The sequence below is a fragment of the bacterium genome (assembly GCA_023135785.1).
GTDB lineage: Bacteria > CAIJMQ01 > CAIJMQ01 > CAIJMQ01 > CAIJMQ01 > CAZNJA01.
The window spans coordinates 1-23,654 of record JAGLSL010000019.1 but is presented as its reverse complement, the minus strand read 5'-3'; the positions used below and the strand labels follow the sequence as shown (position 1 = coordinate 23,654).

The window sequence follows — 23,654 nt, the reverse complement described above, 5'->3', positions numbered from 1 at the left end:
CCAATATGTTATGGACTCTTACATAAAATTGAAAAAGATAATATTATCGTATATAATCCACATCCCAAAGCTTTAAATCAGAGTAATCTTGGTTCAGAACAAAATTTAAACTTTGATAAATAGCACTACATAACCTTACAAAATTATGATGAGAGATTTTTTTCGCCCTCAGGGTATAGCGGTCATAGGAGCCAGCGAGAACAAGCAGAAGTTAGGATATCAGGTTTTTGAGAAAATATTAAAAGCCGGATATGACGGAGAAGTTTATCCCGTAAACCCTAAACTTGCAGGCGAAATCCTTTTAGAAAAAAAGGTGATTTCATCAGTAAAAGACATCTCTTCTCAAGTAGATTTGGCGATTCTTATTATTCCTTCCAAGTTCATATTACAAGCAATAGAAGAATGTGGCAAAAAAGGCGTTAAAGCGATTGTGGTAATTTCGGCGGGTTTTAAAGAAACAGGAAAAGAAGGTGCTATTCTTGAGAAAAAATTAGTTGAAGAATGCAGAAAATATGGCGTGAGAATGATAGGACCTAACGTTTTGGGTATCATTGATACTTATTCGAAAGTAGATGCGTCTTTTGCCCCGGTATATCCCTCCAAAGGAAACCTTGCGTTTTTCTCTCAATCAGGAGCATTGGGATGTGCTGTTTTGGACAGAATAACCGGCAAAGATATAGGGATGTCAAAATTTATATCTTTGGGAAACAAAGCTGATATAAGCGAAATAGAAGTTCTTCAAATGCTTGCAGAAGACGAAACTTCAAAAGTTATTCTCGGATATTTGGAAAGTATCGAAAACGGTAAAAGATTTATAGAAGTTGCAAAAGAAGTGAGCAGGAAAAAACCGATAATCATGATAAAGTCCGGCAGAACCGAGTGGGGCAGTAAAGCCGCATCGTCTCACACGGGAGCGCTTGCCGGAAAAGACGAAGCGTTTGATGTTGCATTCAAGGAATGCGGAATCATAAGAGTAGATACTTTCGAAGATGCTTTTGCCATTGTTAAAGGTTTTTTGAAACAAAAACCCCCTGCTGGCAACAAGGTGCTTGTAGTCACGAACGCCGGGGGAGCAGGAATTCTTGCCACGGATATGATAGAAAAAACAACGCTAGATATGGCAAAACTTGAAGAAGCGACGAAGACAAAATTAAAAGGAGTGCTTCCATCCAGTGCTTCTGTCAATAATCCCGTAGATATTTTAGGCGATGCTCAAGATGACAGATATAACAAGGCCTTAAAAATAGCGGGGAAAGATAAAAATGTAGATGCTTTTTTGGTTCTTTTAACTCCCCAGTCGGCTACAAATACGTTGCATATTGCAAGCGTGATAGCCGAGGAATATAAAAATATAAAAAAACCGTTCCTTACATCTTTTATGGGACACGAGAAAATAAAAGACGCAGTCAAACTATTGGAAGTAAGCGGTATCCCTAATTATTCCAGCCCTGAAGAAGCTGTGAGAGTCATAGAAGCATTAAAAAACTATGGTCAATGGATAAAAAGTAAAGAAGGAAAAATTAAAAATTTTGATGTTTCTAAGAACAAAGTTTCCCAAATTATCAAAGATTTAAGAAGCCAATCTCAATATACAATAGGAGGAAATTTGGCTTTGAAAATTTTGGGACTCTATGGTATTCCCGTTATTGAAAATATCCTTATAAAGAATGAAAAAGAAATTGAAAATGCTTCTCGCAAGATAACTGCGCCTTATGTAATGAAAATAGAATCGCAGGACATTATTCATAAGTCTGACATGGGAGGAGTAAGGTTGGATATAGAAAAATCCCAACTGTTGAATAATTTCAAGGATATGATGGCTAAAGCAAAAAAAATAACTTCCAAAATATCAGGCGTATCTTTACAGCCTATGATTGAAAACGGGAAAGAAGTGCTTGTCGGAGTTTCAAAAGATGAGATATTCGGTCACATGATTAGATTCGGATTAGGAGGCAAGTATGTAGAAGTATTTAAAGATACTTCTTCCAGAATAGTGCCTGTTACGCAGAAAAAAGTTCTTGAAATGCTCAAAGAAACAAAATTTGCTTATCCTTTGCTTACAGGTGTAAGAGGGGAAAAACCTTCAGATATATCATCTGTCATAGACACGATTTTAAGACTTTCACAATTAGTTTCGGATTTTTCCGAAGAAATAATAGAAATAGAAGCCAATCCTTTTTTAGTATTTGAAAAGGGAGGCAGAGTCATAGATGCAAGATTGCGAATCGCAAGAAATTAATTAAGATTTTAACTTAAAAAGGAGTTTTAAAATGGCTGTCCCGAAAAGAAAAGTATCAAAATCAAAGCAAGGGAAAAGAAAATCCATAAAGAAGCTAAAAGCGCCTACTCTTATTGAATGTTCTCAGTGTCATCGTCTAAAACTTCCTCATCATATATGTCCCAATTGCGGCTATTATGGTAAGAGGAAAGTTATGGAAATTACTTAAATCACAGAAGGCAGATAACAGAGGACAGAAGACAGATTTTAGTGTTCAGTGATCAGTGTTGAGTGTTCAATCCCGCCTACCTTTGGTTATGGATAGGTTCTCTCATCACTGACCACTTATCACTTATTTTAGTCTGTTCTCTGACTTCTGATGTCTGTTTTCTGTTAAAAAAAGTGAGGACAAATTGAAAATAGCGGTTGATGCAATGGGAGGAGATAATGCTCCTCAAGCAGTGATAGATGGTGTTTTGGCTGCGCTTAAAGAAATTAAAGAAGAAATAGTTCTTGTCGGCGATAAAGAAATAATAAATCCTCTTCTAAAAAAGGCTCCTTTCAAAATTCCTATTTACCAAGCTTCCGAAGTTGTGGGTATGGACGAATCCCCTTCATTTGCCATAAGAAAGAAAAAAGACTCTTCCATAGTCAAGGCAATTGATTTGTTGAAAAACGGAGAAGTTGACGCAGTAGTTACCGCGGGAAACACAGGAGCTTGCGTGGCGGCGGCTACCGTATATCTTAAACTGATATCTGGGATAGAGCGTGCGGCGTTGGCTTGTCCTTTACCGACTTCTAAGGGAGTAAGTTTGCTTTTAGATGTTGGGGCAACTGTCGATGCTTCTGCAGAAAATCTTTTCCAATTTGCAATAATGGGAAGTATTTATGCGAAAAAGATTATGGAAAAAGAAAATCCGAGCATAGGACTGATTAATATCGGAGAAGAAAGTTCGAAAGGCAACCAAACAGTTAAGAAAACATACGAACTCCTTAAAGACAGCGACCTTAATTTTATTGGTAATATTGAAGGCAGAGATATTTTTTCAGGTGAAGTCGATGTAATTATATGCGACGGATTTGTTGGTAATATACTTATTAAATCCATCGAGGGTCTTACCGAAACACTCGAGGTTTTACTCAAAAAAGAGATAGATAAAAAAATATTTTCTAAATTAGGCGCATTTTTTATAAAAGATGCATATAAAACTTTTAAAAATAAGCTGGACTATGCCTCTTACGGTGGTGTGCCTTTGTTAGGGACCAGGGGTTATTGCATAAAAGCACACGGTTCATCTTCTCCCAATGCCATAAAAAATAGTATTCTTGTGGCTGAAAAAGAAGTGAAGACAGGTGTAAACAAAGAAATACAAAAATATTTTGAATCTAATCATATTGAAGAAAGGACAAAAACATAATGCCAAAGAATATAAAAATTATAGGTGTGGGTTCGTATTTGCCGGAAAAAATTCTTACCAATGTCGATATTGAAAAAATAGTTGATACAACCGATGAATGGATAACAGAAAGAACAGGAATTAAAGAAAGAAGGATTGCAAGAAAAGATCAAGCGACTTCGGATTTAGGAATAGAAGCTGCTAAAAAAGCGCTTGAGGACGCTTCCATAGACCCGAAAGAGCTGGATTTGATATTGGTCGCCACTATTACTCCCGATATGTCTTTTCCTTCTACTGCGTGTATAATCCAAGACAAGTTGGGCGCTGAAAATGCGGCGGCTTTGGATATTTCAGCTGCTTGTTCGGGATTTGTCTATGGGTTAGTTGTATGCCACTCTTTGATTTGTCAAGGACAATATAAAAAAGTTCTTTTAGTAGCTACAGAAACATTATCTAAAATTACTAATTGGGAAGATAGAGGAACTTGCGTCTTATTAGGCGATGGCGCAGGCGCAGTTGTTGTAACATCTTGTGACTGTGAAAACGAAGGATTGTTGGCTTTCTCTTTAGGAGCAATAGGTTCGGCAGGGAAATTACTTTATTTACCTGCAGGAGGTTCTCGCAATCCTGCAACACACGAGACAATAGACGAAAAAATGCATTATTTAAGAATGCAAGGCAATGAATTATTCAAGGTGGCAGTAAAATCATTAGTAGATGCTGCCAAGGATGTAATGCGGAAAGCAAAAGTGAAATCCGAAGATATAGCTTTGTTTATTCCTCATCAAGCAAATCTTAGAATAATAAACGCAACGGCAAAAAGAGTCGGTATTCCAAAGGAAAAGGTATTCATAAATGTGAATAAGTATGGCAATACTTCAGCCGCTACCATCCCTATTGCGTTGGATGAAGCTTTAAGGGCAGGAAGGATAAAAAAAGGCGACCTTATTTTACTTGACGCTTTCGGTGGAGGATTGACGTGGGGTGCTATCCTTTTAAGATGGTAGCATTTAAAAGATAGACCAAAGACAAAAGACCATAGACTAAAAACAAAACGCTAAAATTTCTAAAAGGTCTTCGGTCTGTGGTCTTTAGTCTATAGGAGGTTATATGAATCCATATATTTTTCGCGAGTATGATATAAGAGGATTGGTTGGGAAAGATTTAACCGAAGAAGTAGCAAAAAATATCGGGAAAGCTGTTGGTACCTATCTACATAAATATGGGAACAAAATAGTAGTTGGGCAAGATAACCGCAAAAGTTCTCCCTTATTGGCAAAAGCGCTTATTGAGGGCATCTTATCTACGGGTTGCGATGTAATAGATGTCGGGACGCTGCCGACTCCCGTTCTTTATTTTTCCATACATTTATATTCTCAAACCGGAGGGATAATGTTGACAGGTAGCCATAACCCGGCAGAGTATAACGGATTCAAAATTTGTAAAGGTTTGAGCTCTATTTATGGCGACGAAATACAAAAATTAAGACAAATTATTGAAGATAACAGTTTCCAGAAAGGTAGTGGCAATCTTACAAAAAAAGACCCTAAAAATGAATATGTTCAGTTCATTATAAGAAATGCAAATATTAGAACAAACTTAAAAATTATAATTGATGCAGGTAATGGAACCGCGGGCTTTATACTGCCTTCCTTAATGAAAAAATTAAACATTAACCCGTCTTATCTTTATCTGGAGCCTGACGGTAATTTCCCTAACCATTTGCCCGACCCAACTATACCTGAATATATGGAAAATTTGATAGATGAGGTTAAAAAACAGAATGCAGATCTTGGCATTGGTTATGATGGGGATGCTGACAGAATAGGAGCAGTTGATGATAAAGGCAGAATGGTTTGGGGGGACAAACTATTATGTTTATATGCAAGGGAAATACTTTCTCGACATCCTAAAGCTAAAATAATTATGGATGTAAAATGCTCACAGGCAACAGTCGAATATATTGAAAAATATGGCGGTGAAGCAATAATGTGGAAAACGGGACATTCCCTAATCAAAGAAAAAATGAAAGAAACAGGTGCTTTACTTGCAGGAGAAATGAGTGGGCACATGGTTTTTAAGGACAATTATTTGGGGTTTGACGATGCGATTCTTGCTTCTTTAAGACTTCTTGACATTCTCTCGAAAAGTGATAAAAAATTTTCTGAATTACTTGATGAAATCCCTTCATATTTTTCTACACCTGAAATAAGAGTTGATTGTCCCGAAAAAGAAAAATTTAGAATTGTTGATGAGTTAAAAGGATACTTCAAAAAAAGATACAAAACTATAGATATAGACGGTGTGAGAATTCTTTTTGAAAACGGCTGGGGTCTAATCAGGGCGTCAAATACTCAACCCATGCTGGTTTTAAGATTTGAAGCCAAAAACGAGCAAGAACTCGACAAAATAAAGAGCGAAGTAAAAAAGAAACTGGAAGAATATCAGTTTCTTACTGTTGAAATATAAATAAACAGAAGACATTCCCACCATTCCCACCTCCGAGGTGGGAATGGTGTTTATTACTGTTGAAATATGAATAATATATAAAGATACACAATGGAAATACAATAGATATAATAAAAATCAAAAAATAGATATACGGTAGATATATGTTGTTAAAGGATTGAAAACTAAAAAAATTACATACTATAAAACAAAGCAAAAAACCAAGAATAATGACAATGTATTTCAATATATTTCTTTTTATTTCTAAATTCTATTTCCCATCCACATGCAAAAAACTCTATTTGACGCAAACGCAAATTTAGCTCTTTTAGCGTCTGCAGGAACCGGAAAAACCCGCACTCTGTCTTTGCGTTTTTTGGACCTGTATCTAAAATATGAAAATATTGCATCTATATACGCACTGACATTTACAAACAAGGCATCCCGAGAGATGCAGGAGCGCATAGTCCGTTACTTAGACATATTATGCACCCGAGAAAAATTTATTGAACCTGTCCGGCAACCCCGACAATATCGGGGCGGGAATTTGGCAGATGAGGAAGAAAGAGAAATCGCGGAAACATTTGGACTCCGCTTTAAAGATATAACGAAAAAAGCTCGACGTCTAAAACATCAACTTCTTTCGAATTTTTCTGACTTCAACGTTTCCACCATACATTCGTTTTTGAATTCCATATTAAAAACAATCCCTTTTCAGGCAGATGTTTTGCCGGATTTTAGAATAATAGAAACAGCTGAAGAGAATATCTTAATCGACAAAGTTATAGACGAATTCTTAAATAATGCCATAGATAAATCGGGCTACAAGACGTTGATAAACGAAGTCTTAGGCAAGAAACATCGCGATACAAAAAATACCATAAAAAACATGTTTTTATCACTGCTTCCCCGCATGCTTGAAATAAGAGAAATACTTGAAAATTTCAAAGAAGAAAAACCCTCTATTGATATTGTCTGTTTACAACAAGATTGTTTCAAAATCATCAAGCTTTTAAAAAACGGCGACTGTGGCAACAATAAAAATTTAGAAAAAAAAATAGAAACGATAGAGCGTCTTCTCAAATGCAGGGCAAAGGAAGATTTGATAGAGGAAATAATGGATCTGTTTAATAAAAATTACTTTAAAAAATTAAAAGAAAACCCTCGAATAGGTCCGGAATTAAAAAGCATAGCCTTATCAATACACTGTCAGGCGAAAGAATTTGCACTTTTGAATAATCGCAAACTTCTCTTTGATAATCTTAAACTTTTTTTTGCCATCCACAATAGATTCCAAGATGCGAAAAAAGATGTAAATGTAGTTACTTTCAGCGATCTTGAAAATTATGCGTTAAAAGCTTTGTCGAACAGTCAAACAAAAGAGTATCTATACTTTAAATCTTCAAGCCAGATAGAGCATCTTTTGATAGACGAGTTTCAAGACACCTCAATAATTCAATGGGAAATATTGGAACCGATTGTGGAAGAAATCATAGCCGGACAAAATCATAGTTTTTTTTATGTGGGCGATCCCAATCAATCTATGTATCGCTTTAGAGGCGGAGAAAGCCGACTATTTGACCATATAAAAAATAAATTTCCCGGCAAAATACAATCCGAATGTCTTAGCGAAAACTATCGAAGTAAAGAAGAAATAGTAAGTTTCATTAACAGCGTGTTTTCTTCTGTTCCTGGACATCAGCCTATGAAATCCATGCAAATCCCTAACCGAGATTGCTGCAAAGCGGGCAGGAGTTCAGGGCAAGAACAAGGTGGCTGGGTTGTTGTGGAAAACATTGGCGAATATGGGCAAAAAGAAGGCGCTGAAGCTTCTGGATTAAAAGTAATAAAAGCAATAAAAATCTTAAAAAAGAGAGGTTATAATTATAACGATATTGCTTTATTAGTACGCAGAAACCAAACAGGCATTAAGCTTTCTAAAATTTTAGAAGAGGTCGGAATACCCACGAAAAGCGAATCCAAATCGTCTCTTATTTATCAGGAAGGAATTTACGACGTTATAAATCTTCTAAGATGGCTAACTAATCCTTGCGAGGATTTTTATCTTTCTTTGGCATTGCTTTCACCGCTATTTTGCATTGAAGAAAAAAGAATAGAAACATTGAGAACAAAAAAAGGCTATGGACTTTTTGAAACTTTGAAAAACAAATATCCCGATTGGCAAGCAACTAAGAAACTGCAAAAAATATTGGAAATTTGCGACTTTGTCAGCCCCTATGAATTAATTTCCTTTATATATTCGGAGTTGAATGTCATGGGACATTATAAACATAGCGGCGCTTTTTCTGCATTATTGGAACTTGCCTATAAATTCGAAAACGAGAAAGGAAATTCTCTGTCATCGTTCATTGAATATCTGCAACAGTATAGACAAACATTAGAATTTTCAGGAAGCGAAATTAACGGGGTGCAAATTCTTACCTGCCATAAAGCCAAAGGATTGGAATTTCCTGTTGTATTGCTTCCGGAAACCGTATGGAATATGGAAGGGATAGAAAACGACCAATTCGTATTTGAATACGGCAAAACAAGCGCTGAATTTACATTAAACAATATCTACTACAGAAAAGATATTCTGCTTAAATTTTTCCAAAAAGAGATCTTTCAGGACGAGAAAAAACGTGTCTATGACGATGAATTAAACAATCTTTATGTGGCCATGACCCGAGCCAAAGAAGGATTGTGGATAATAGGCTACGACAACAATCGCTTATCGAAACCCATTAGAGATAAATCTCTGAACGGGCCACGAACATGGTTTGATTTTATAACCAAGTCTGCAAAAATAAGTATGGAAAACAATATTTATAAAGTTGGACACATACAAGATTGCGAAAAATCTACGAAAAAGAAAAGAAAATCTTTCGTAAAAATCGAGAAATTTGCTTTTTATCCAAAGCAAAAAAAATTTATCATTCCCATAAAGGAAAAAGCAATTATATCGGACGAACAAAGAAATATTTTAAAATGGGGGGAAATCTGTCATTATGCTCTTTCAAAGATAGGGAAAGTAAACGAAAGAAATCTTGAAGAAACTATTCGTCTCGCGATAGACAATACAAAGAAAATGTATTCGCGCAGTCAGGAAGAACAAAAAGAAATTGCCGAAAAATTGGAGCCCGTATTAAAAGATATTTTAACGGATAAAGATTTAGAGTTCATTTTTAATTTAGACGATAAAGTAAAGGTTAAAATTGAAACACCTATTTATTTTAAAAAAACCAAAGTCGGGATTTTGAAAAGAACAGACCGGCTACTTATAAGAGACGATTTGATAGAAGTCATAGATTATAAAACAGGCAAGCCCGCTATCAAAAACTCGGCGGACAAGCCTGTATATAACAATTCAAGCAGAAATGAGCAATATCTTAAACAGATGCGGGATTATAAACTCGGTGTTTCGAAAATCTATCCCGACAAAAAAATTAAATGTTATCTTATCTGGTTGGACAATCCAAAGGGCAAAAGAATAGGCGAAGCAATGTGATTTAATCTCTTAAGATAGACAGGGGGCAAATCTTGATATTTAACAAATAACATATTATCAGGTCTTGCAATACAAAATATTAGATATAGATTCCTGCTTACGCAGGAATGACATTAAAGGAGAATAATATCATTGGATTCCTGTCCTCCAGAGGCGGGTAAATTTGCACAGGAATGACAAAAGGGGAGTTTACCCCTGCGAAAGCAGGGGCGGGAAGGACAAAAGAACAGAAATAAGAATGACAAGGTTAAATTTTATTAATTAAAATTTTCCTGTTATAATTGCATCACAATTAAATATAGTATTTTCTTTCGGAGTGAGGAACACCGTGAAAATCGGTGACAGTCCCGCTACTGTAAGAGGTCCGACGCTAAGTCGGACTCCGATTTAAACATCGGAGAGGACGAAAGCTCTTGAGTAAGCCACTCTGACCTGATTTTACAGGTCGGGGGAAGGCAAGAGTGATTAGGCTTGTCCCGTTAGAGGTAGGGAATGCTTGCATTTCCGTTTATCTCTAATGGGAAGAGATTCCTTAAGTCAGGATATTCGCCGGAAGAAAAAAATTGCAGACTTTCTTCGTGGAAAGAAGGTGTGATTTTTGTTGTATAAAAATCTATAAAACCTTCTCAAACTAAGTTAAGTCTTTGAAATAAGTCATAAACGAGAAGGTTATGATGAATTTAAGGATAGATAAATTCCGGATTCCAGATTTACAATATTTTAAAACTAATAATCAATTCTTAATCTCCGATGGAGTCCGACACTGCGTGTCGTCTCATACGGAGTCGTCGAACCGTAATCCCTGCCCGCCAAGATTTGGCAGGTGGGCGCAATCTCCGAAGGAGTCCGATACTCGGTCTCTTCGGAGTCATCGGACCGCAATCCGAAATGGATTCTTTAGTAGTTTGTTTTTCCGCAATCCCAAATCCGAAGTCCGCAATGGATTCACCCTTATTGAACTTCTGGTTGTTGTCGCTATTATCGGCATACTCGCGGCAATGCTTCTTCCCGCTTTAAATAATGCAAGAGAAAAAGCAAGAGGAGCTGTTTGTAAGAGTAATTTAAGACAATTATATATGTCTTTTATGTTGTATGCTCAGGACAATGATAACTATTTCCCGCCATCGTATTATAATGCACCTGACTGGTCATGGATGAATAGCTGGGATTTTTATACAGTTTGGGGAGATCCATCTGCCACCAGGGGAGGGATAATATCATTATATTGCCCCAACGGTGAAGTATGGCAGTGTCCTTCTTTTAAAGTTTCCGGTGCAGAGAGACCCTATACCGGATATGCTTACAACTCGTCCTACATTGGGATCGCTCCTTTTGAGGGAGTATCGCTGGGAAGGATGAGTGCAAAAATTAACCGGGTTCTCAAACCCTCGGAAACAGTTCTCGTTTGTGACAGCGCTTATTTCAATACCGTTGCTGGAATTGTTGACGGTAATAATTTTCTTCGGTCACCCAACGATCCCAACAATTATGTTGGGCCAAATGTTCACTTCAGACACAGCGGATTTGCAAATGTGAATTTTTGTGATGGTCATGTAGAAGCAATAGGGAAAAAATATAATGTAAGCGTCAATGACCCGTCTTTGGGAGACTTATCTTCAGATGATAGTTTATATGATTTGGAATAGTATTATTGTTAATTGTTGTTAAAAACTATTTAAGATTGTAAAATGAGTTCTATGAACAAATTACGGAAACTTCTAAAAAAGAAAAAAGTTCTGGTTGCCGACGGAGCGTGGGGAACCGAGTTAATAAAGAAAGGGCTTGCGGTTGGGGATGTCCCCGAAGTATGGAATCTGGAAAACCCCTTTTTTGTCAAGGAGATTGCAAAAAGTTATAGGGACGCAGGCGCCGATATTATCCTCACTAATACATTTGGAGCGAACAGATTAAAATTAAAGAGAACCGATTTTAAAGGTGATGTTAAGGAAATAAATAAAATAGGAGTCGAATTGTCAAAAGAAGAAGCAAAATCAGCTTTAGTTTTTGCTTCTATCGGCCCGACAGGGGAACTTTTAAAGCCTTTGGGGAATTTTAACGAAGCCGATTTTATAGAAGTTTTTTCCGAGCAGGTCAAAGGGCTTGTGGAAGGTAAAGCTGACGGAGTAATAATTGAAACAATGAGCGACGTAGGTGAGGCTTTATGCGCTCTTGAAGCAGTAAAAAAGAATTCATCGTTGCCTGTCGGTGTAAGTTTTAGTTTCAATAAAGGGCACAAAGGATTTGCAACAATGATGGGGTTATCTATTGAGCAGGCGGTTAAGGCTGTTTTAGAAAAAAGTCCCGATATCATAGGCGCAAATTGCGGTTCGGTTACTATCGAAGATATGATAGATATTGCAGGAACAATGAAGAAATTTACATCTTTACCATTATGGATAAAAGCTAATGCTGGTCTTCCGTTGATAAAGGATAAAAAAACTGTTTATCCGCAAACTCCCGAAGAAATAACTTCTTTTATTCCTGACCTGATAGGAGCAGGCGCAAAAATTATCGGGGGTTGTTGTGGGACCACGCCCGAACATATAAAAAAAATCAGAGAAAAAGTAGACCAGTATTTTGTCCGCGCACCAGTCCCGACGTAACACCAGGACGGTGCGAGATTTCGCCTTGCAAAAGGTCGAAGCCTCAGCTTAAAAGCCGAGGGATACTTCACAAACAGCAGGAGGAAATAGTATGTTCACAGTAATTGGCGAAAGAATTAACATGACCAGAAAAAGAATAAAAGAAGAAGTCTGGAAAAGGAACGAGGAATTTATCGTTTCGGAAGTGACCAAACAGGAAAAAGCGGGAGCTACTCATATCGATATTAATGCCGGGGGCGATCCTAATAAAGAAGTCGAAGACATGATTTGGTTGACTAATATCGTATCCAAAGCTACGAAGTTACCTTTAGTATTTGATTCCACAAATGAGAAAGCAATTGAAGAGGGGCTTAAGCTTTGCAATAGAGAAGGAACTATAATTAATTCTATTACAGCAGAAGAGAAAAGAATTGAGAAAATTTTGCCTCTGGTTAAAAAGTATGGGACAGCTGTTGTGGCATTGACGATGGATGATAAGGGTATGCCTTCAGATTCTGACAGGAGAATAGAAATTACGAGAGGAATAATAAAACTGTTAAAAACCGAAGGGATTTTGCAGGACAGAATATATATTGACCCATTGATTAGGCCTGTATCCACGGAACCGAAGCAGGCGCAGTTTATTCTCCAAGCGGTAAGGATAATCAAACAAGAATTTTCGTCTGTTCATATTTGTGTCGGTCTTTCCAATATATCTTTTGGATTGCCTCAAAGGAATAATTTAAACAAAGTTTTTCTTGCCATGTTGATTGAAGCCGGTTGCGATGGCGCAATTATCGACCCGACAGAGGCGGATATGATGAATACACTTCTCTCTGCGCGCGCAGTCGCGGGTTTAGATGAATATTGCATGGAATATATTACGGCTTATAGAGAAGGCAGATTGGGATAACACTCCAACAATGACCAATTATCAATTATCAATTATCAATATCCAGCCTAAAAAATGTAGATTAAAAATTTTACAAGCATATAGTTTCAGAGCCATAGTCTTTTATTTATATTTTATAGCTTGTATCTTGGTTCTTAGTTCTCCTCTCTTTGCTCAAGATTCAAGTCCGAAAAAAATAATCTCTTTAGGACCTGCGATTACAAGGCAACTTTCACTTTTGGATGTAGAAGATAAAATCATAGGGGTTACAATATATTGCGATATTGATGGCAAAGAAACAATCGGAACCATTATGGAAGCCAATTTAGAAAGAATATTGCTGCTTAAGCCCGATGTCGTTCTTGCCACAAGTCTGACTAATATCAAAACGATACAAAGATTGAAAAATCTGAATATAAATGTGGCGGTTTTTGGTGAGGTTAAAAATTTCAATCAGCTTTGCGAACAATTTTTAAAATTGGCGCAACTTGTAGGCAAAGAAAAAATTGGCAGAGCAATTATTTCTAAGGCAGAAGAAAAATTATCAAATCTTTCACAGAAAAATAAAAATTTATCTAAACAAAAAGTAGTCGTCCAAATAGGAGCAAATCCGCTTTGGATAGCTACGAAAGATTCTATGATAAACGATTTTGTTTTATTGGCGGGTGGGATTAATGTAGGCCCTATAGGGGAAAACGGGCTTGTCAGCAGAGAATATATAGTTAAACAAAACCCGGATGTAATTATTATTATAGATATGGGAATCTTGGCAGAAGAGGAAAAAGGGACTTGGTCAAAATTCGACACTATAAACGCGGTTATACAAAACAGAATCCATATATTTGCCGCTTACGATATTTGCAGTCCCACACCGTTAAGTTTTGTCGGGACTTTAGAAGAGTTATTTGAACTTTTTTGCCCGGGAATAGGATATTAATATGCCAGGATCTAATGGGATTTCCCAAAATAAGAAGAGAAAATTAGTTCGTTGGGCGAGTTGGATATTTATTATGCTAATTTTCGTTTTAGTCATAGGCTTTCTTTCTTTGTGCATTGGCTCCGGAGGGTTTTATTTTAAAGAAATAATATCCGGCATTTCTACAAAAGGCACGCCTGAATTTAGCATTCTTTTTGATATTCGCCTGCCCAGAATAATTCTTGCTTTTGTTGTTGGAGGGGCATTATCTTTGGCAGGTGTAATCCTACAGGGGATTTTCAGAAATCCTTTGGTTGAACCATATACTCTTGGAATTTCCGGCGGAGCGGCTTTAGGCGTAACCTTAAATATTGTTTTTGGCATAGCAAGTATTTTTGGGACGATGTCTATGCCCATATCAGGTTTTTTAGGAGCTATTGTTGTAATTATCTTATTGTATTCCCTAAGTATAAACAGAAGCATACTTAAAATGCACGAACTTCTTTTGTGTGGGGTAATGATAAGTTTTGTGTGCTCTTCAATCCTTATGCTTTTAATGGCTATTTCCAAAACCGAAAATTTGCACGGCATTATATTTTGGATGATGGGTTCTTTGGAACAACCAAACATAAATTTAATATGGATGAGCGTTTTTGTATCCATCTTAGGCTTAATTGCGTCTTATTTTTTCTGTTTTGATCTTAACGCTTTACTTTTGGGAGAAGAAGAAGCAACTCATTTGGGAATAAATGTGGGAAAAACAAAAAGAGTCCTTTTTATCATAGCTTCTGTACTTACGGGGGTTAGCGTGTCTGTCGTGGGAATAATCGGATTTGTGGGGCTTTTAGTTCCGCATTTTGTAAGGATGTTTGTCGGCAATGATTATCGTATTCTTAATATTTCTGCTTTTATTATAGGCGGAGGGTTTCTTATATTTTGTGATACTTTAGCAAGAATTGTTATTGTTCCGTTAGAATTGCCTGTAGGAGTGATTACGGGAATATTGGGTGGAATTTTGTTTATTTATGCAATTCTAAAGAAAAGATTGATTTTTGGATAGGCAATAAAATGTTAGAAATAAAAAATATTTTTTGTGGTTATCCTGCGGGATTTACTCTTAAAAATGTCAGTTTTAAGTTAGAGAAAAAAGAATTTTTAGGCATTGTAGGTCCTAACGGTTCCGGAAAAACCACTCTTCTTAAAACAATCACACGACTTCTTAAACCTAAAAAAGGCGAAGTTATTATTGACGGGGTAAATATAGAAAAAATGAAATTCAAAGAGATTGCTAAAAAGATTGCCGTTGTTCCGCAGATTTTTAATATGGAATTTGACATAAGCGTGGAAGAATTTATTTTCTTGGGCAGAATCCCCCTTAAAAGCACTTTTCAGTTTTTGGAAAATAAAAACGATGAAGAAGTGGTTAAAAACGCAATGGAGTTAACAGAAACCGTTAAATTGAAAGAAAGATTGGTCAATAGTCTTAGTGGCGGCGAGATTCAACGCGTTGCGATAGCACGCGCTTTAGTTCAAGAGCCGCAACTTCTTTTGTTAGACGAGCCGACTTCACATTTGGATATAGGACATCAAATTAGAATTTTGGATTTATTGAGAAAATTAAATAAAGAGAATTTGTTGACAATTGTGGCTATTTTTCATGACCTTAACCTTGCAAGCGAATACTGCAACAGATTATTACTTATGAAGGAAGGCAAAACTTATTGCATCGGTAAGCCCGAAGAAGTGTTAACTTATCAAACTTTGGAGGAAGTCTACAACACGCCGGTTATAGTTCAAAAAAGCATTGTGTCCGGAAAACCCTATATATTAGTTGTCCCTCATCCCGAAGAATATAAGCAATCAATTTAAGCGGAGAGAATAATTCCCCCATTTTGTTGAGTCCTTAAGCCTTATTTTATCTATATGTTGTATTAAATATTCGCAAATCTTTTTTTTGGTTTACACAAAAAAACATGAGCACTTGACAGATTGAAGAGTTCTTCTATAATTGTGGTGTGGAGTGGGGAAAAGTGGGGGATAATGCTAAACAACTTTATGGGGAATATCGGCACGCTCTTGACGAGAAAAGTCGTCTTTTTATTCCTGCAAGACTTAGAAAAGCTTTTAAGAAAGGGGAAAAGCTTGTTCTATCAAGAGGGCTGGATGGATGTCTTTTTCTTTTTCCTCAGGACGAATGGAGGAAATTAGAAGACAAAACCAAAACCTTGCCCATTACCGCCCGGGATGCTCGCACATTTACACGCCACCTGTTTTCTGGTGCTTCCTTGTGTACTATTGATACGCAAGGAAGAATTCCTTTCCCTTCTCCGCTAAGAGAATATGCAGAAATCCTCAAAGAAGTAGTTATAATCGGAGTTTCCAATAGAATAGAAATATGGGCAAAGCAAAAGTGGGAGAATTATTTCAAAAATACAGAAAATAAAGTCGAAGATATTACCGAAAAATTGGAAGAATTCCGAATTTGAATTAGAGATGGATGCCTGGTTGTAGTTTTAGGTTATTTAAACAATGGACGAATTATTATTCAAAACCGAAAAGCAAGAACCGGGAGCTAAAGAAGTTGTTCATATCCCTGTCCTGCTTAAAGAAATTTTACAATATTTACAGTTGAAAGAGGGCGGAATTTATGTGGATTGCACAGTAGGCGAAGGTGGACATTCCGAAGAAATTTTAAAAAATATCGGCGAAAAAGGTTTCCTTGTGGGGTTGGATAAAGACGCTAAATCGCTGGATATAGCAAAAAAAAGACTTGCAAAAATAAGCAAAAATTTTACATTGATAAATGATGATTTTTTAAACCTTCCTTCCCATCTTAAGATGCTCACACTTAATAAAGTAGACGGTATCTTATTTGATTTTGGGATTTCTTCGTTTCAGCTCGAAAATTTTTCAAGAGGATTTTCCTTCAAGAACAACGGGCCTTTGGACATGAGATTTGATTCATCGTCTTTACTAATTTGCGAAGAGTTGATAAACCAAGCCAACTATGAAGAACTTTATCAAATCTTAAAAGATTTTGGAGAAGAAAGGCGGGCATCGTTGATAGCCCGAAGGATAATTCAAAAACGTAAAGAAAAAAGAATAAAAACCACTTTCGAATTGGCAGAAATAGCTAGCAAAGCTCTTGGCAAGGGTAAAGGAAAAATAGACCCTGCTACAAGAACATTTCAGGCATTTAGAATAGCTGTGAATAAAGAATTAGAGTCCATAGAAAAAATATTGCCTCAAATCCCTGATTTATTGGCGGATGGAGGCATAGCTTGTGCAATTTCTTATCACTCTCTAGAGGACAGACTGGTTAAAAGAGCTTTTAAGGCAGCGAAAGAAATGGGAACGATGAAAATTATTACAAAAAAACCGATTAGACCTTTATATGAGGAAATAATCAAAAATTCCCGCTCGCGTTCTGCGAAATTACGCGTAGCAGAAAAAATAAAATTTGTTAGAAAGCCTATAAAAGAGATGGAATTTATGCCGTATGAATTATCAAATTAAAGTAAAAAATGAGAAAAATAACAAAAGGAAAAACAAATCTTAAGGCAAATAGTAAAACTTTTCTTACGATTTTCTTTGTTTTGGCAATTGCCTTGTTTATTGTTCACTTGCGTGTTCTTGTAAACAATCTACAATATGAAATTACAGGAAAGAGTAAAACTAGTAAAAAATTATTGAAAGATAGGGAAATTCTAAAAAAAGAATTGGAATTTTTAAAATCGCCTTCAAGGATAGAAAAAAAGGCTCTGCGTAACGGCATGAATTTCCCTAAAGATTGGCAAATTAGAACAATTGATGTTCAAATCCAATTAGATTCTTAAGGAAATTTATTTCTAACGGGGTTAGAAATAAAAACTTTTACAGACGAAGAAAAATGATCGTAAAAAGAAAGCTTTACCTTGTTGTTGTTGTTGTCATGTGTACGCTTTTTTTACTTGTTTTAAGGCTAGTGGCTTTACAGATAGTTAACGGAGATAATTTTGTTAGGGATGCGGAGAATTTACACAATACCACTATCAAAACGCAAGCCGCTAGAGGAAGGATTTTTGATAGAAACGGCAATCCTTTGGCTTTAAATGTTCCCTCTTATGAAATTTTTTGGAGAAGAACTTCCAATGTAATTAATAAAGAAAAATTAAAATATCTTTTCACCCTTTCAGGTCAAGATTGGTCAAACATAGAGAAAAGAATTGATGGCGGAGCAAATTTTATATATTTTAATCGCTCCGGGGATGAAGATTTTTTGAACTTGGTCAAGGAAAATTTAACAAGAGGAATAGAGTGGAAAGAGAATAAGAATAGAATTTATCCTTGTGGTGAATTGGCTGCAAATATCGTGGGGTTTGTTGGCTCTGACCACGGATTGGAAGGCATTGAAAGAGACTATGAATATTATCTCAAAGGAAAATCCGGATTTAAATTGGCACAAAGAGATGCGAAAGGAAATATCCTTTATACATTGGGTGGGAAAGTGGCTGTTCTTGAGCCGGGTTATGACATCTATCTTACGATAGATAGAGTTCTCCAACATACTGTAGAAAGAGAACTTGCCCAAATCCAACAAAAATTTGATCCTACATCAATCGTTGCCATTATTTTGGAGCCGAAAACCGGCAAGATTCTATCATTGGCGAATTATCCTTCTTATGATCCGAATAGATTCTCGGAATTTCCTACGTCTTCTTTCAGAAATAGAGCCATAGCCGACTTTTATGAACCGGGCTCCACATTTAAGATAATCACGGCTTCTGCTGCATTGGAGGAGAAAATAATCGATCCCAAAGACAGGATATTTTGTGAGAATGGTAGATATCAAGTTGCCGGACATACTATTCGTGATGTGCATCCTTACGGGTGGCTGACTTTTAGGGAAGCTTTGTTATATTCTTCGAATATAGCTTTCACGAAAATCGGGCAGAAAATGGGAGAAAAAGAATTATACAAGTATCTAAAGAAATTTGGTTTTGGAGAAAAAACGGGAATAGATTTAGAAGGGGAAGTGAATGGATTGTTGCGGGATGTAAATAAATGGTCAAAACTGTCTATAGGTGCAATTCCTTATGGGCAAGAGATAGGTGTTACGCCTTTACAGATAGCTTCTGCGGTAGCTGTTGTAGCTAACGGAGGGGTGCTTGTAAAACCGTTTATAGTGAATGAAATTGCAAACGAAAATAGAGTGATTATTAAGAAAAAATTTCCGACTGTAAAAAGGAGGGTAATTTCTAATGATTCCGCAAAGCTTTTAACAAGTTTGCTTGTTGATGTTGTAGAAACCGGAACCGGCAAAGCGGCGATTGTTAATGGATACAGCGTAGCAGGGAAAACAGGAACTTCCCAAAAATATATTCCCGGGGAGGGATATTCCACGACAAAATATGTATCTTCTTTTATTGGATATGCTCCTGCCAATGATCCTCAAGTATTGATTTTAGTAGTGGTAGACGAACCAAAAGGCGCTTATTACGGCGGACAAGTGGCTGCTCCCTCATTTAAAAATATAATGGAGAAAACTTTAAGGTATTTGGAAATTCCGCCAGACAAAATTAGTTCAGAAATGGCAGGTTTGCAATCAATTGTAAAAAGATAATAATTTCAAGAATTTGTCGAGAGTTTTATTTGTTACTTCTAACTAACACCAAAGAATAAATTTATGCAACTTAAACAACTTCTAAAAGATATATCCGTAGAAAAAATAATAGGTGATAAAGATATCAGTATTAAAGGAATATCCTCTCATTCGGCGGAAGTAAAACAAGGATATATGTTTGTGGCTTTAAGGGGAAAATCTCGCGACGGTCATGATTTTGTGTCGGAAGTAACAAAAAAAGGCGCTGTTGCAGTTGTAATAGATAAGAACTTCAAACTGCCTCTTAACCTGCCCGCCAAATCTTGGCAGGCGGGCGGCATAACTTATATTTATGTTCAAGATACACAGGAAGCTCTTGCTAAAATTGCCGATAATTACTATGGTAATCCCACAAACCATATGAAAATTATAGGAATTACGGGAACTAACGGAAAAACTACTGTTTCCTATCTGATTGATAATATTCTCAAATCGCATGGTTTGGTTACGGGAAGAATAGGGACTATTGATTATTGTTGGGGGGGGAGAGTGATACCGTCTTCTCATACAACTCCTCCACCTATTTTTTTGAATGAAATCTTCAATAAAATGAGGACAGATAAAGTAAAAACCGTAGTGATGGAAGTATCTTCTCATTCTCTTGTGCAGAAGAGAGTAGATACGGTCCAATTTGATTCCTGTATTTTTACCAATATCCAAAGAGACCATCTTGATTACCATTCCACGGTTTCAGATTATATTTCATCAAAGAGAAGACTAATAGATTTACTTTACTCAAGTAGCAAGCAAAATAAATTTTTAATTATAAACGGCGATGATGAAGTTTTAAAAAGTTTTCCTATTTCAAATTTGCCGTGTATTTTTTACGGTTTTAATAAAACAAACAATGTTTACGCCTCAGAGATAGAATTTAATTGGAATCGCACAACATTTAATCTAAATTCACCTTGGCATAAAGGCAAAGTAGAAGTTCCATTGGTCGGTAATTTTAATCTTTATAATGTTCTTGCAGCAATATCTTTTGCCGGCATGGATGGTTTGAATATAACTACGGTTATTGAAAGTCTTAAAAATATCAAACAAGTAACAGGACGTTTCCAAGTATTTAAAAAGGACGCAATAACGACAATTGTGGATTATGCTCATACTCCGGATGCGTTAGAGAAAGTAATTGAAACAGCCAGAAAGCTTACGAATGGAAAATTAATAACGATATTTGGATGTGGCGGAAACAGAGACAAAGGCAAAAGACCTATTATGGGAGAAATTTCATCGAAAAAATCGGATTATACTATCATAACTTCCGATAATCCTCGCTCTGAAGACCCCTTAGAGATAATCAAAGACATAAAAAAAGGAGTTTCAGGTAGTAACTGGTGTGTAGAAGCTGATAGAGCAAAAGCTATTGAACAAGGAATTAATATGTTAAACAAAGGCGATGTTTTACTCGTCGCCGGAAAAGGACATGAGAGTTGTCAGATCTTAAAAGACACTGTTATCCCTTTTAGCGATATAGAGATTGTGAAGAGGCATTTAATTTCTAATGATAGTAAACCCCGTTAGAGATAGGAAACGATTCTAATTAATCACATGAATCTCAAAATTTCTGAAATTCTTAAAGTAACAGGGGGAAGAATATTTCTGACAGGATGCAAGCAGGATATTCTTGAGAGCAATATTATAGGCATATCAACTGACTCGAGAAAATTGAAGAAAGGAGAAATGTTTATCGCTCTTAGGGGCGATAGATTTGATGGAAATAATTTTGTTTTTGAAGCTATGAAGAAAGGCGCAATTGGAGTAATAATATCAAAGACCAAAGACCGAAGACCAAAGACCAAAGACCACTCGTCACTCACTACTCATCACTTCATAATTCAAGTGCCGGATACTCTTAAAATTCTGGGGGATATTGCAAAATACTACAGAAGCAAATTTAATACCCCATTGGTTGCAATAACAGGTAGTTGCGGTAAGACAACTACAAAAGAAATGACATCTGCATTTCTTTCTACAAAATTTAAGGTTTTAAGAACAAAGAAGAACTATAATAACCTTATAGGGTTGCCCCTTACTTTATTTAATATTAACGATAAACATGATGTGGCGGTGGTTGAAATGGGAATGTCGCATGCGGGGGAAATTAAAAGATTGGCAGAAATAGCCCGACCGAATATTGCGGTTATAACAAATATTGGTAAAGCGCATAGAGGATTTTTTAATTCATTGGAAGATATTGCAAGAGCCAAATCCGAAATTTTCAAAATATCTCCGCAACCAAAAATTTCCATATTAAATCGGGACGATCAGTTCTTCTCTTATTTCGCTTCTAAAACAAAAGGGGAAATAATTACTTTTGGGATAAATAAAAAAAGCGATTTTCGCGCGGAAAAAATAACTTTTGATTCTTTTGGAAGAGCATCTTTTATTCTGAACGGTAAGGTAAAAATAAAAACGTCTTTTCCTGGTAGAGGGAATATATACAATATCCTTACATCGCTTGCTATTGCGTTTTCAATGGGGGTAGAAATAAAACAATCTGTTTCTACCTTGCCAAAAATCCAATTGCTGTCAGGCAGAACAAATTTTTATAAAGTAAATGGAGTGCATGTTCTGGATGACACTTATAATGCAAATCCTTTGTCTTTTATTAATTTACTTGAGATCATTGAGAAGGTTAGAATTAAAGGAAAAAAAATTCTTGTGTTAGGAGATATGTTGGAATTGGGAAAAAATGCGCAAAAAGAACATATTAAAGTGGGAAAATTGATTTCTGATTCTTCTATTGATATTCTAATTGCTGTTGGGACAGAAACCCAACTTACAGCTGAAAATATCTCGGCAAATAAAAAAGCATGGCATTTTCATGACAAACATGAGGCAGAGAAAAAACTTAAAAGTTTATTAAGCAAAGGAGATTTACTGGCAGTAAAAGGGTCGCGTTCCATGGGAATGGAGAAATTTTGCCGATTTTAAAAATTAAGAGATATTTGAAAATACAACAGTGGATATATAGCGGAAATACATAGGTATATATAGAAATATGGTAGAAATACATGGATATACAGTTGATATACATAGAAATAAAGTGGATGTTCATGGAAATACAGTAGAAATACAATAGAAATACGTAGTATGCAGACAATTTATTTCCATCGTATTCCTATGATATTTCAATGTATTTCATTTATATTTATATAGTGGAGGGATTAAATTGTTTCTTAAATTTTTAGATACACTTGTAAATTTATTTTCGGGTTTTAATGTAGTCCAGTATATTACTTTTAGGAGCGCTTTTTCAGCAGTTACAGCTTTTTTGCTTGCGGTGTTCTTAACACCCGTTTTAATTAGAAAATTAAAAAGCAAGAATATTGTGGATATGAACGCGCGGGAATACTGCTCTACTCTCAACGCTTTACATAAAGATAAACATGGCACGCCGACTATGGGCGGAATTATCATTGTTTTATCTTTTCTGGTTTCTATTTTGTTCTGGGGGGATTTGCAAAATCCTTATATCTGGCTTGTCATTATTTCAATGTTGGTAATGGGGGCATTGGGATTTGTTGACGATATTTTGAAAATAAAAAACAAAAGCAGTAAAGCTCTATCTATAAGAAGCAAACTAATAGTTCAAATTTTACTCGGACTTGCGGTTGGGACATATCTTTATATTTATCCCACCCATCCTGTTTACGGAACTTACTTACAGTTTCCATTTTTCAAAAATTTAATCTTTGATATGGGAATATATTATATCCCGTTTGCTGTATGTATAATTTTAGCAACATCAAATGCGGTGAATGTAACAGACGGCTTGGATGGATTGGCGGTAGGTTCTCTTATGATATGTATAGGCGCATATGCAGTTATATCGTATTTGACAGGACATATCGAGTTTGCCAATTATTTACAGATTCTCCCGATTGCAGGAAGCGGAGAATTGGCAGTTTGTTCTACTGCTTTGGTTGGCGCTTCTCTGGCATTTTTATGGTTTAACACAAAACCTGCCCAAATTTTTATGGGTGATGTCGGGTCATTACCGTTGGGTACGGCTATCGGCGTAGTAGCCTTAATAACTAAACAGGAAT

19 protein-coding genes and 1 riboswitch are annotated in these 23,654 nt (G+C 36.1%); all 19 genes read left to right on the top strand.

Annotation, left to right across the window (positions count from 1 at the left end; translation table 11 throughout):
- Positions 1 to 145 precede the first annotated feature (145 nt).
- Positions 146 to 2,239: an acetate--CoA ligase family protein gene (locus KAS42_01725; GenBank protein MCK4904951.1), complete on the top strand. Its 2,094-nt coding sequence runs from the start codon at positions 146 to 148 to the stop codon at positions 2,237 to 2,239.
- 31 nt (positions 2,240 to 2,270) lie between these two features.
- Positions 2,271 to 2,447: a 50S ribosomal protein L32 gene (rpmF, locus tag KAS42_01720; GenBank protein MCK4904950.1), complete on the top strand. Its 177-nt coding sequence runs from the start codon at positions 2,271 to 2,273 to the stop codon at positions 2,445 to 2,447.
- Positions 2,448 to 2,631: 184 nt separating this feature from the next.
- Positions 2,632 to 3,636 (top strand): phosphate acyltransferase PlsX, encoded by a 1,005-nt coding sequence (plsX, locus tag KAS42_01715; GenBank protein ID MCK4904949.1) that lies wholly within the window; start codon positions 2,632 to 2,634, stop codon positions 3,634 to 3,636.
- Entirely contained in the window at positions 3,636 to 4,622 is a 987-nt protein-coding gene (locus KAS42_01710) for a ketoacyl-ACP synthase III (GenBank protein MCK4904948.1), read from the top strand. Before plsX ends, KAS42_01710 begins: the two co-directional genes overlap by 1 nt.
- A gap of 103 nt (positions 4,623 to 4,725) precedes the next feature.
- Entirely contained in the window at positions 4,726 to 6,084 is a 1,359-nt protein-coding gene (locus tag KAS42_01705; GenBank protein MCK4904947.1) for a phosphomannomutase/phosphoglucomutase, read from the top strand.
- A gap of 265 nt (positions 6,085 to 6,349) precedes the next feature.
- Positions 6,350 to 9,571, top strand: coding sequence for a UvrD-helicase domain-containing protein (locus KAS42_01700; GenBank protein MCK4904946.1), 3,222 nt, complete (start codon positions 6,350 to 6,352; stop codon positions 9,569 to 9,571).
- A 282-nt stretch (positions 9,572 to 9,853) separates the two neighbouring features.
- A riboswitch (cobalamin riboswitch) is annotated at positions 9,854 to 10,140 on the top strand.
- A 336-nt stretch (positions 10,141 to 10,476) separates the two neighbouring features.
- Positions 10,477 to 11,217, top strand: a complete 741-nt coding sequence (locus KAS42_01695) for a prepilin-type N-terminal cleavage/methylation domain-containing protein (GenBank protein MCK4904945.1) — start codon at positions 10,477 to 10,479, stop codon at positions 11,215 to 11,217.
- A 51-nt stretch (positions 11,218 to 11,268) separates the two neighbouring features.
- Entirely contained in the window at positions 11,269 to 12,174 is a 906-nt protein-coding gene (locus KAS42_01690; GenBank protein MCK4904944.1) for a homocysteine S-methyltransferase family protein, read from the top strand.
- A 91-nt stretch (positions 12,175 to 12,265) separates the two neighbouring features.
- Complete coding sequence (locus KAS42_01685; protein MCK4904943.1) at positions 12,266 to 13,066, top strand: dihydropteroate synthase; 801 nt, start codon at positions 12,266 to 12,268, stop codon at positions 13,064 to 13,066.
- Entirely contained in the window at positions 13,014 to 13,982 is a 969-nt protein-coding gene (locus KAS42_01680) for an ABC transporter substrate-binding protein (protein MCK4904942.1), read from the top strand. The genes KAS42_01685 and KAS42_01680 overlap by 53 nt, the downstream gene beginning before the upstream one ends.
- Before the next feature lies 1 nt (position 13,983).
- Positions 13,984 to 15,021 (top strand): iron ABC transporter permease, encoded by a 1,038-nt coding sequence (locus tag KAS42_01675; protein ID MCK4904941.1) that lies wholly within the window; start codon positions 13,984 to 13,986, stop codon positions 15,019 to 15,021.
- 8 nt (positions 15,022 to 15,029) lie between these two features.
- Positions 15,030 to 15,830 (top strand): ABC transporter ATP-binding protein, encoded by an 801-nt coding sequence (locus tag KAS42_01670; protein MCK4904940.1) that lies wholly within the window; start codon positions 15,030 to 15,032, stop codon positions 15,828 to 15,830.
- 161 nt (positions 15,831 to 15,991) lie between these two features.
- Positions 15,992 to 16,447: a division/cell wall cluster transcriptional repressor MraZ gene (mraZ, locus tag KAS42_01665; GenBank protein MCK4904939.1), complete on the top strand. Its 456-nt coding sequence runs from the start codon at positions 15,992 to 15,994 to the stop codon at positions 16,445 to 16,447.
- Between the two features lie 43 nt (positions 16,448 to 16,490).
- On the top strand, positions 16,491 to 17,477 hold the full coding sequence (gene rsmH / locus KAS42_01660; GenBank protein MCK4904938.1) for a 16S rRNA (cytosine(1402)-N(4))-methyltransferase RsmH: 987 nt from the start codon (positions 16,491 to 16,493) through the stop codon (positions 17,475 to 17,477).
- Between the two features lie 8 nt (positions 17,478 to 17,485).
- Complete coding sequence (locus KAS42_01655) at positions 17,486 to 17,797, top strand: hypothetical protein (GenBank protein ID MCK4904937.1); 312 nt, start codon at positions 17,486 to 17,488, stop codon at positions 17,795 to 17,797.
- Between the two features lie 53 nt (positions 17,798 to 17,850).
- Positions 17,851 to 19,563 (top strand): penicillin-binding protein 2, encoded by a 1,713-nt coding sequence (locus KAS42_01650; GenBank protein MCK4904936.1) that lies wholly within the window; start codon positions 17,851 to 17,853, stop codon positions 19,561 to 19,563.
- A gap of 63 nt (positions 19,564 to 19,626) precedes the next feature.
- Complete coding sequence (locus KAS42_01645) at positions 19,627 to 21,126, top strand: UDP-N-acetylmuramoyl-L-alanyl-D-glutamate--2,6-diaminopimelate ligase (protein MCK4904935.1); 1,500 nt, start codon at positions 19,627 to 19,629, stop codon at positions 21,124 to 21,126.
- Positions 21,127 to 21,153: 27 nt separating this feature from the next.
- The gene (locus KAS42_01640) at positions 21,154 to 22,539 is read left to right on the top strand and encodes a UDP-N-acetylmuramoyl-tripeptide--D-alanyl-D-alanine ligase (GenBank protein ID MCK4904934.1); all 1,386 of its coding nucleotides are present in this window, start codon (positions 21,154 to 21,156) and stop codon (positions 22,537 to 22,539) included.
- Between the two features lie 238 nt (positions 22,540 to 22,777).
- Positions 22,778 to 23,654 (top strand): phospho-N-acetylmuramoyl-pentapeptide-transferase (gene mraY, locus KAS42_01635; GenBank protein ID MCK4904933.1); only part of this gene is annotated, 877 nt, incomplete at its 3' end.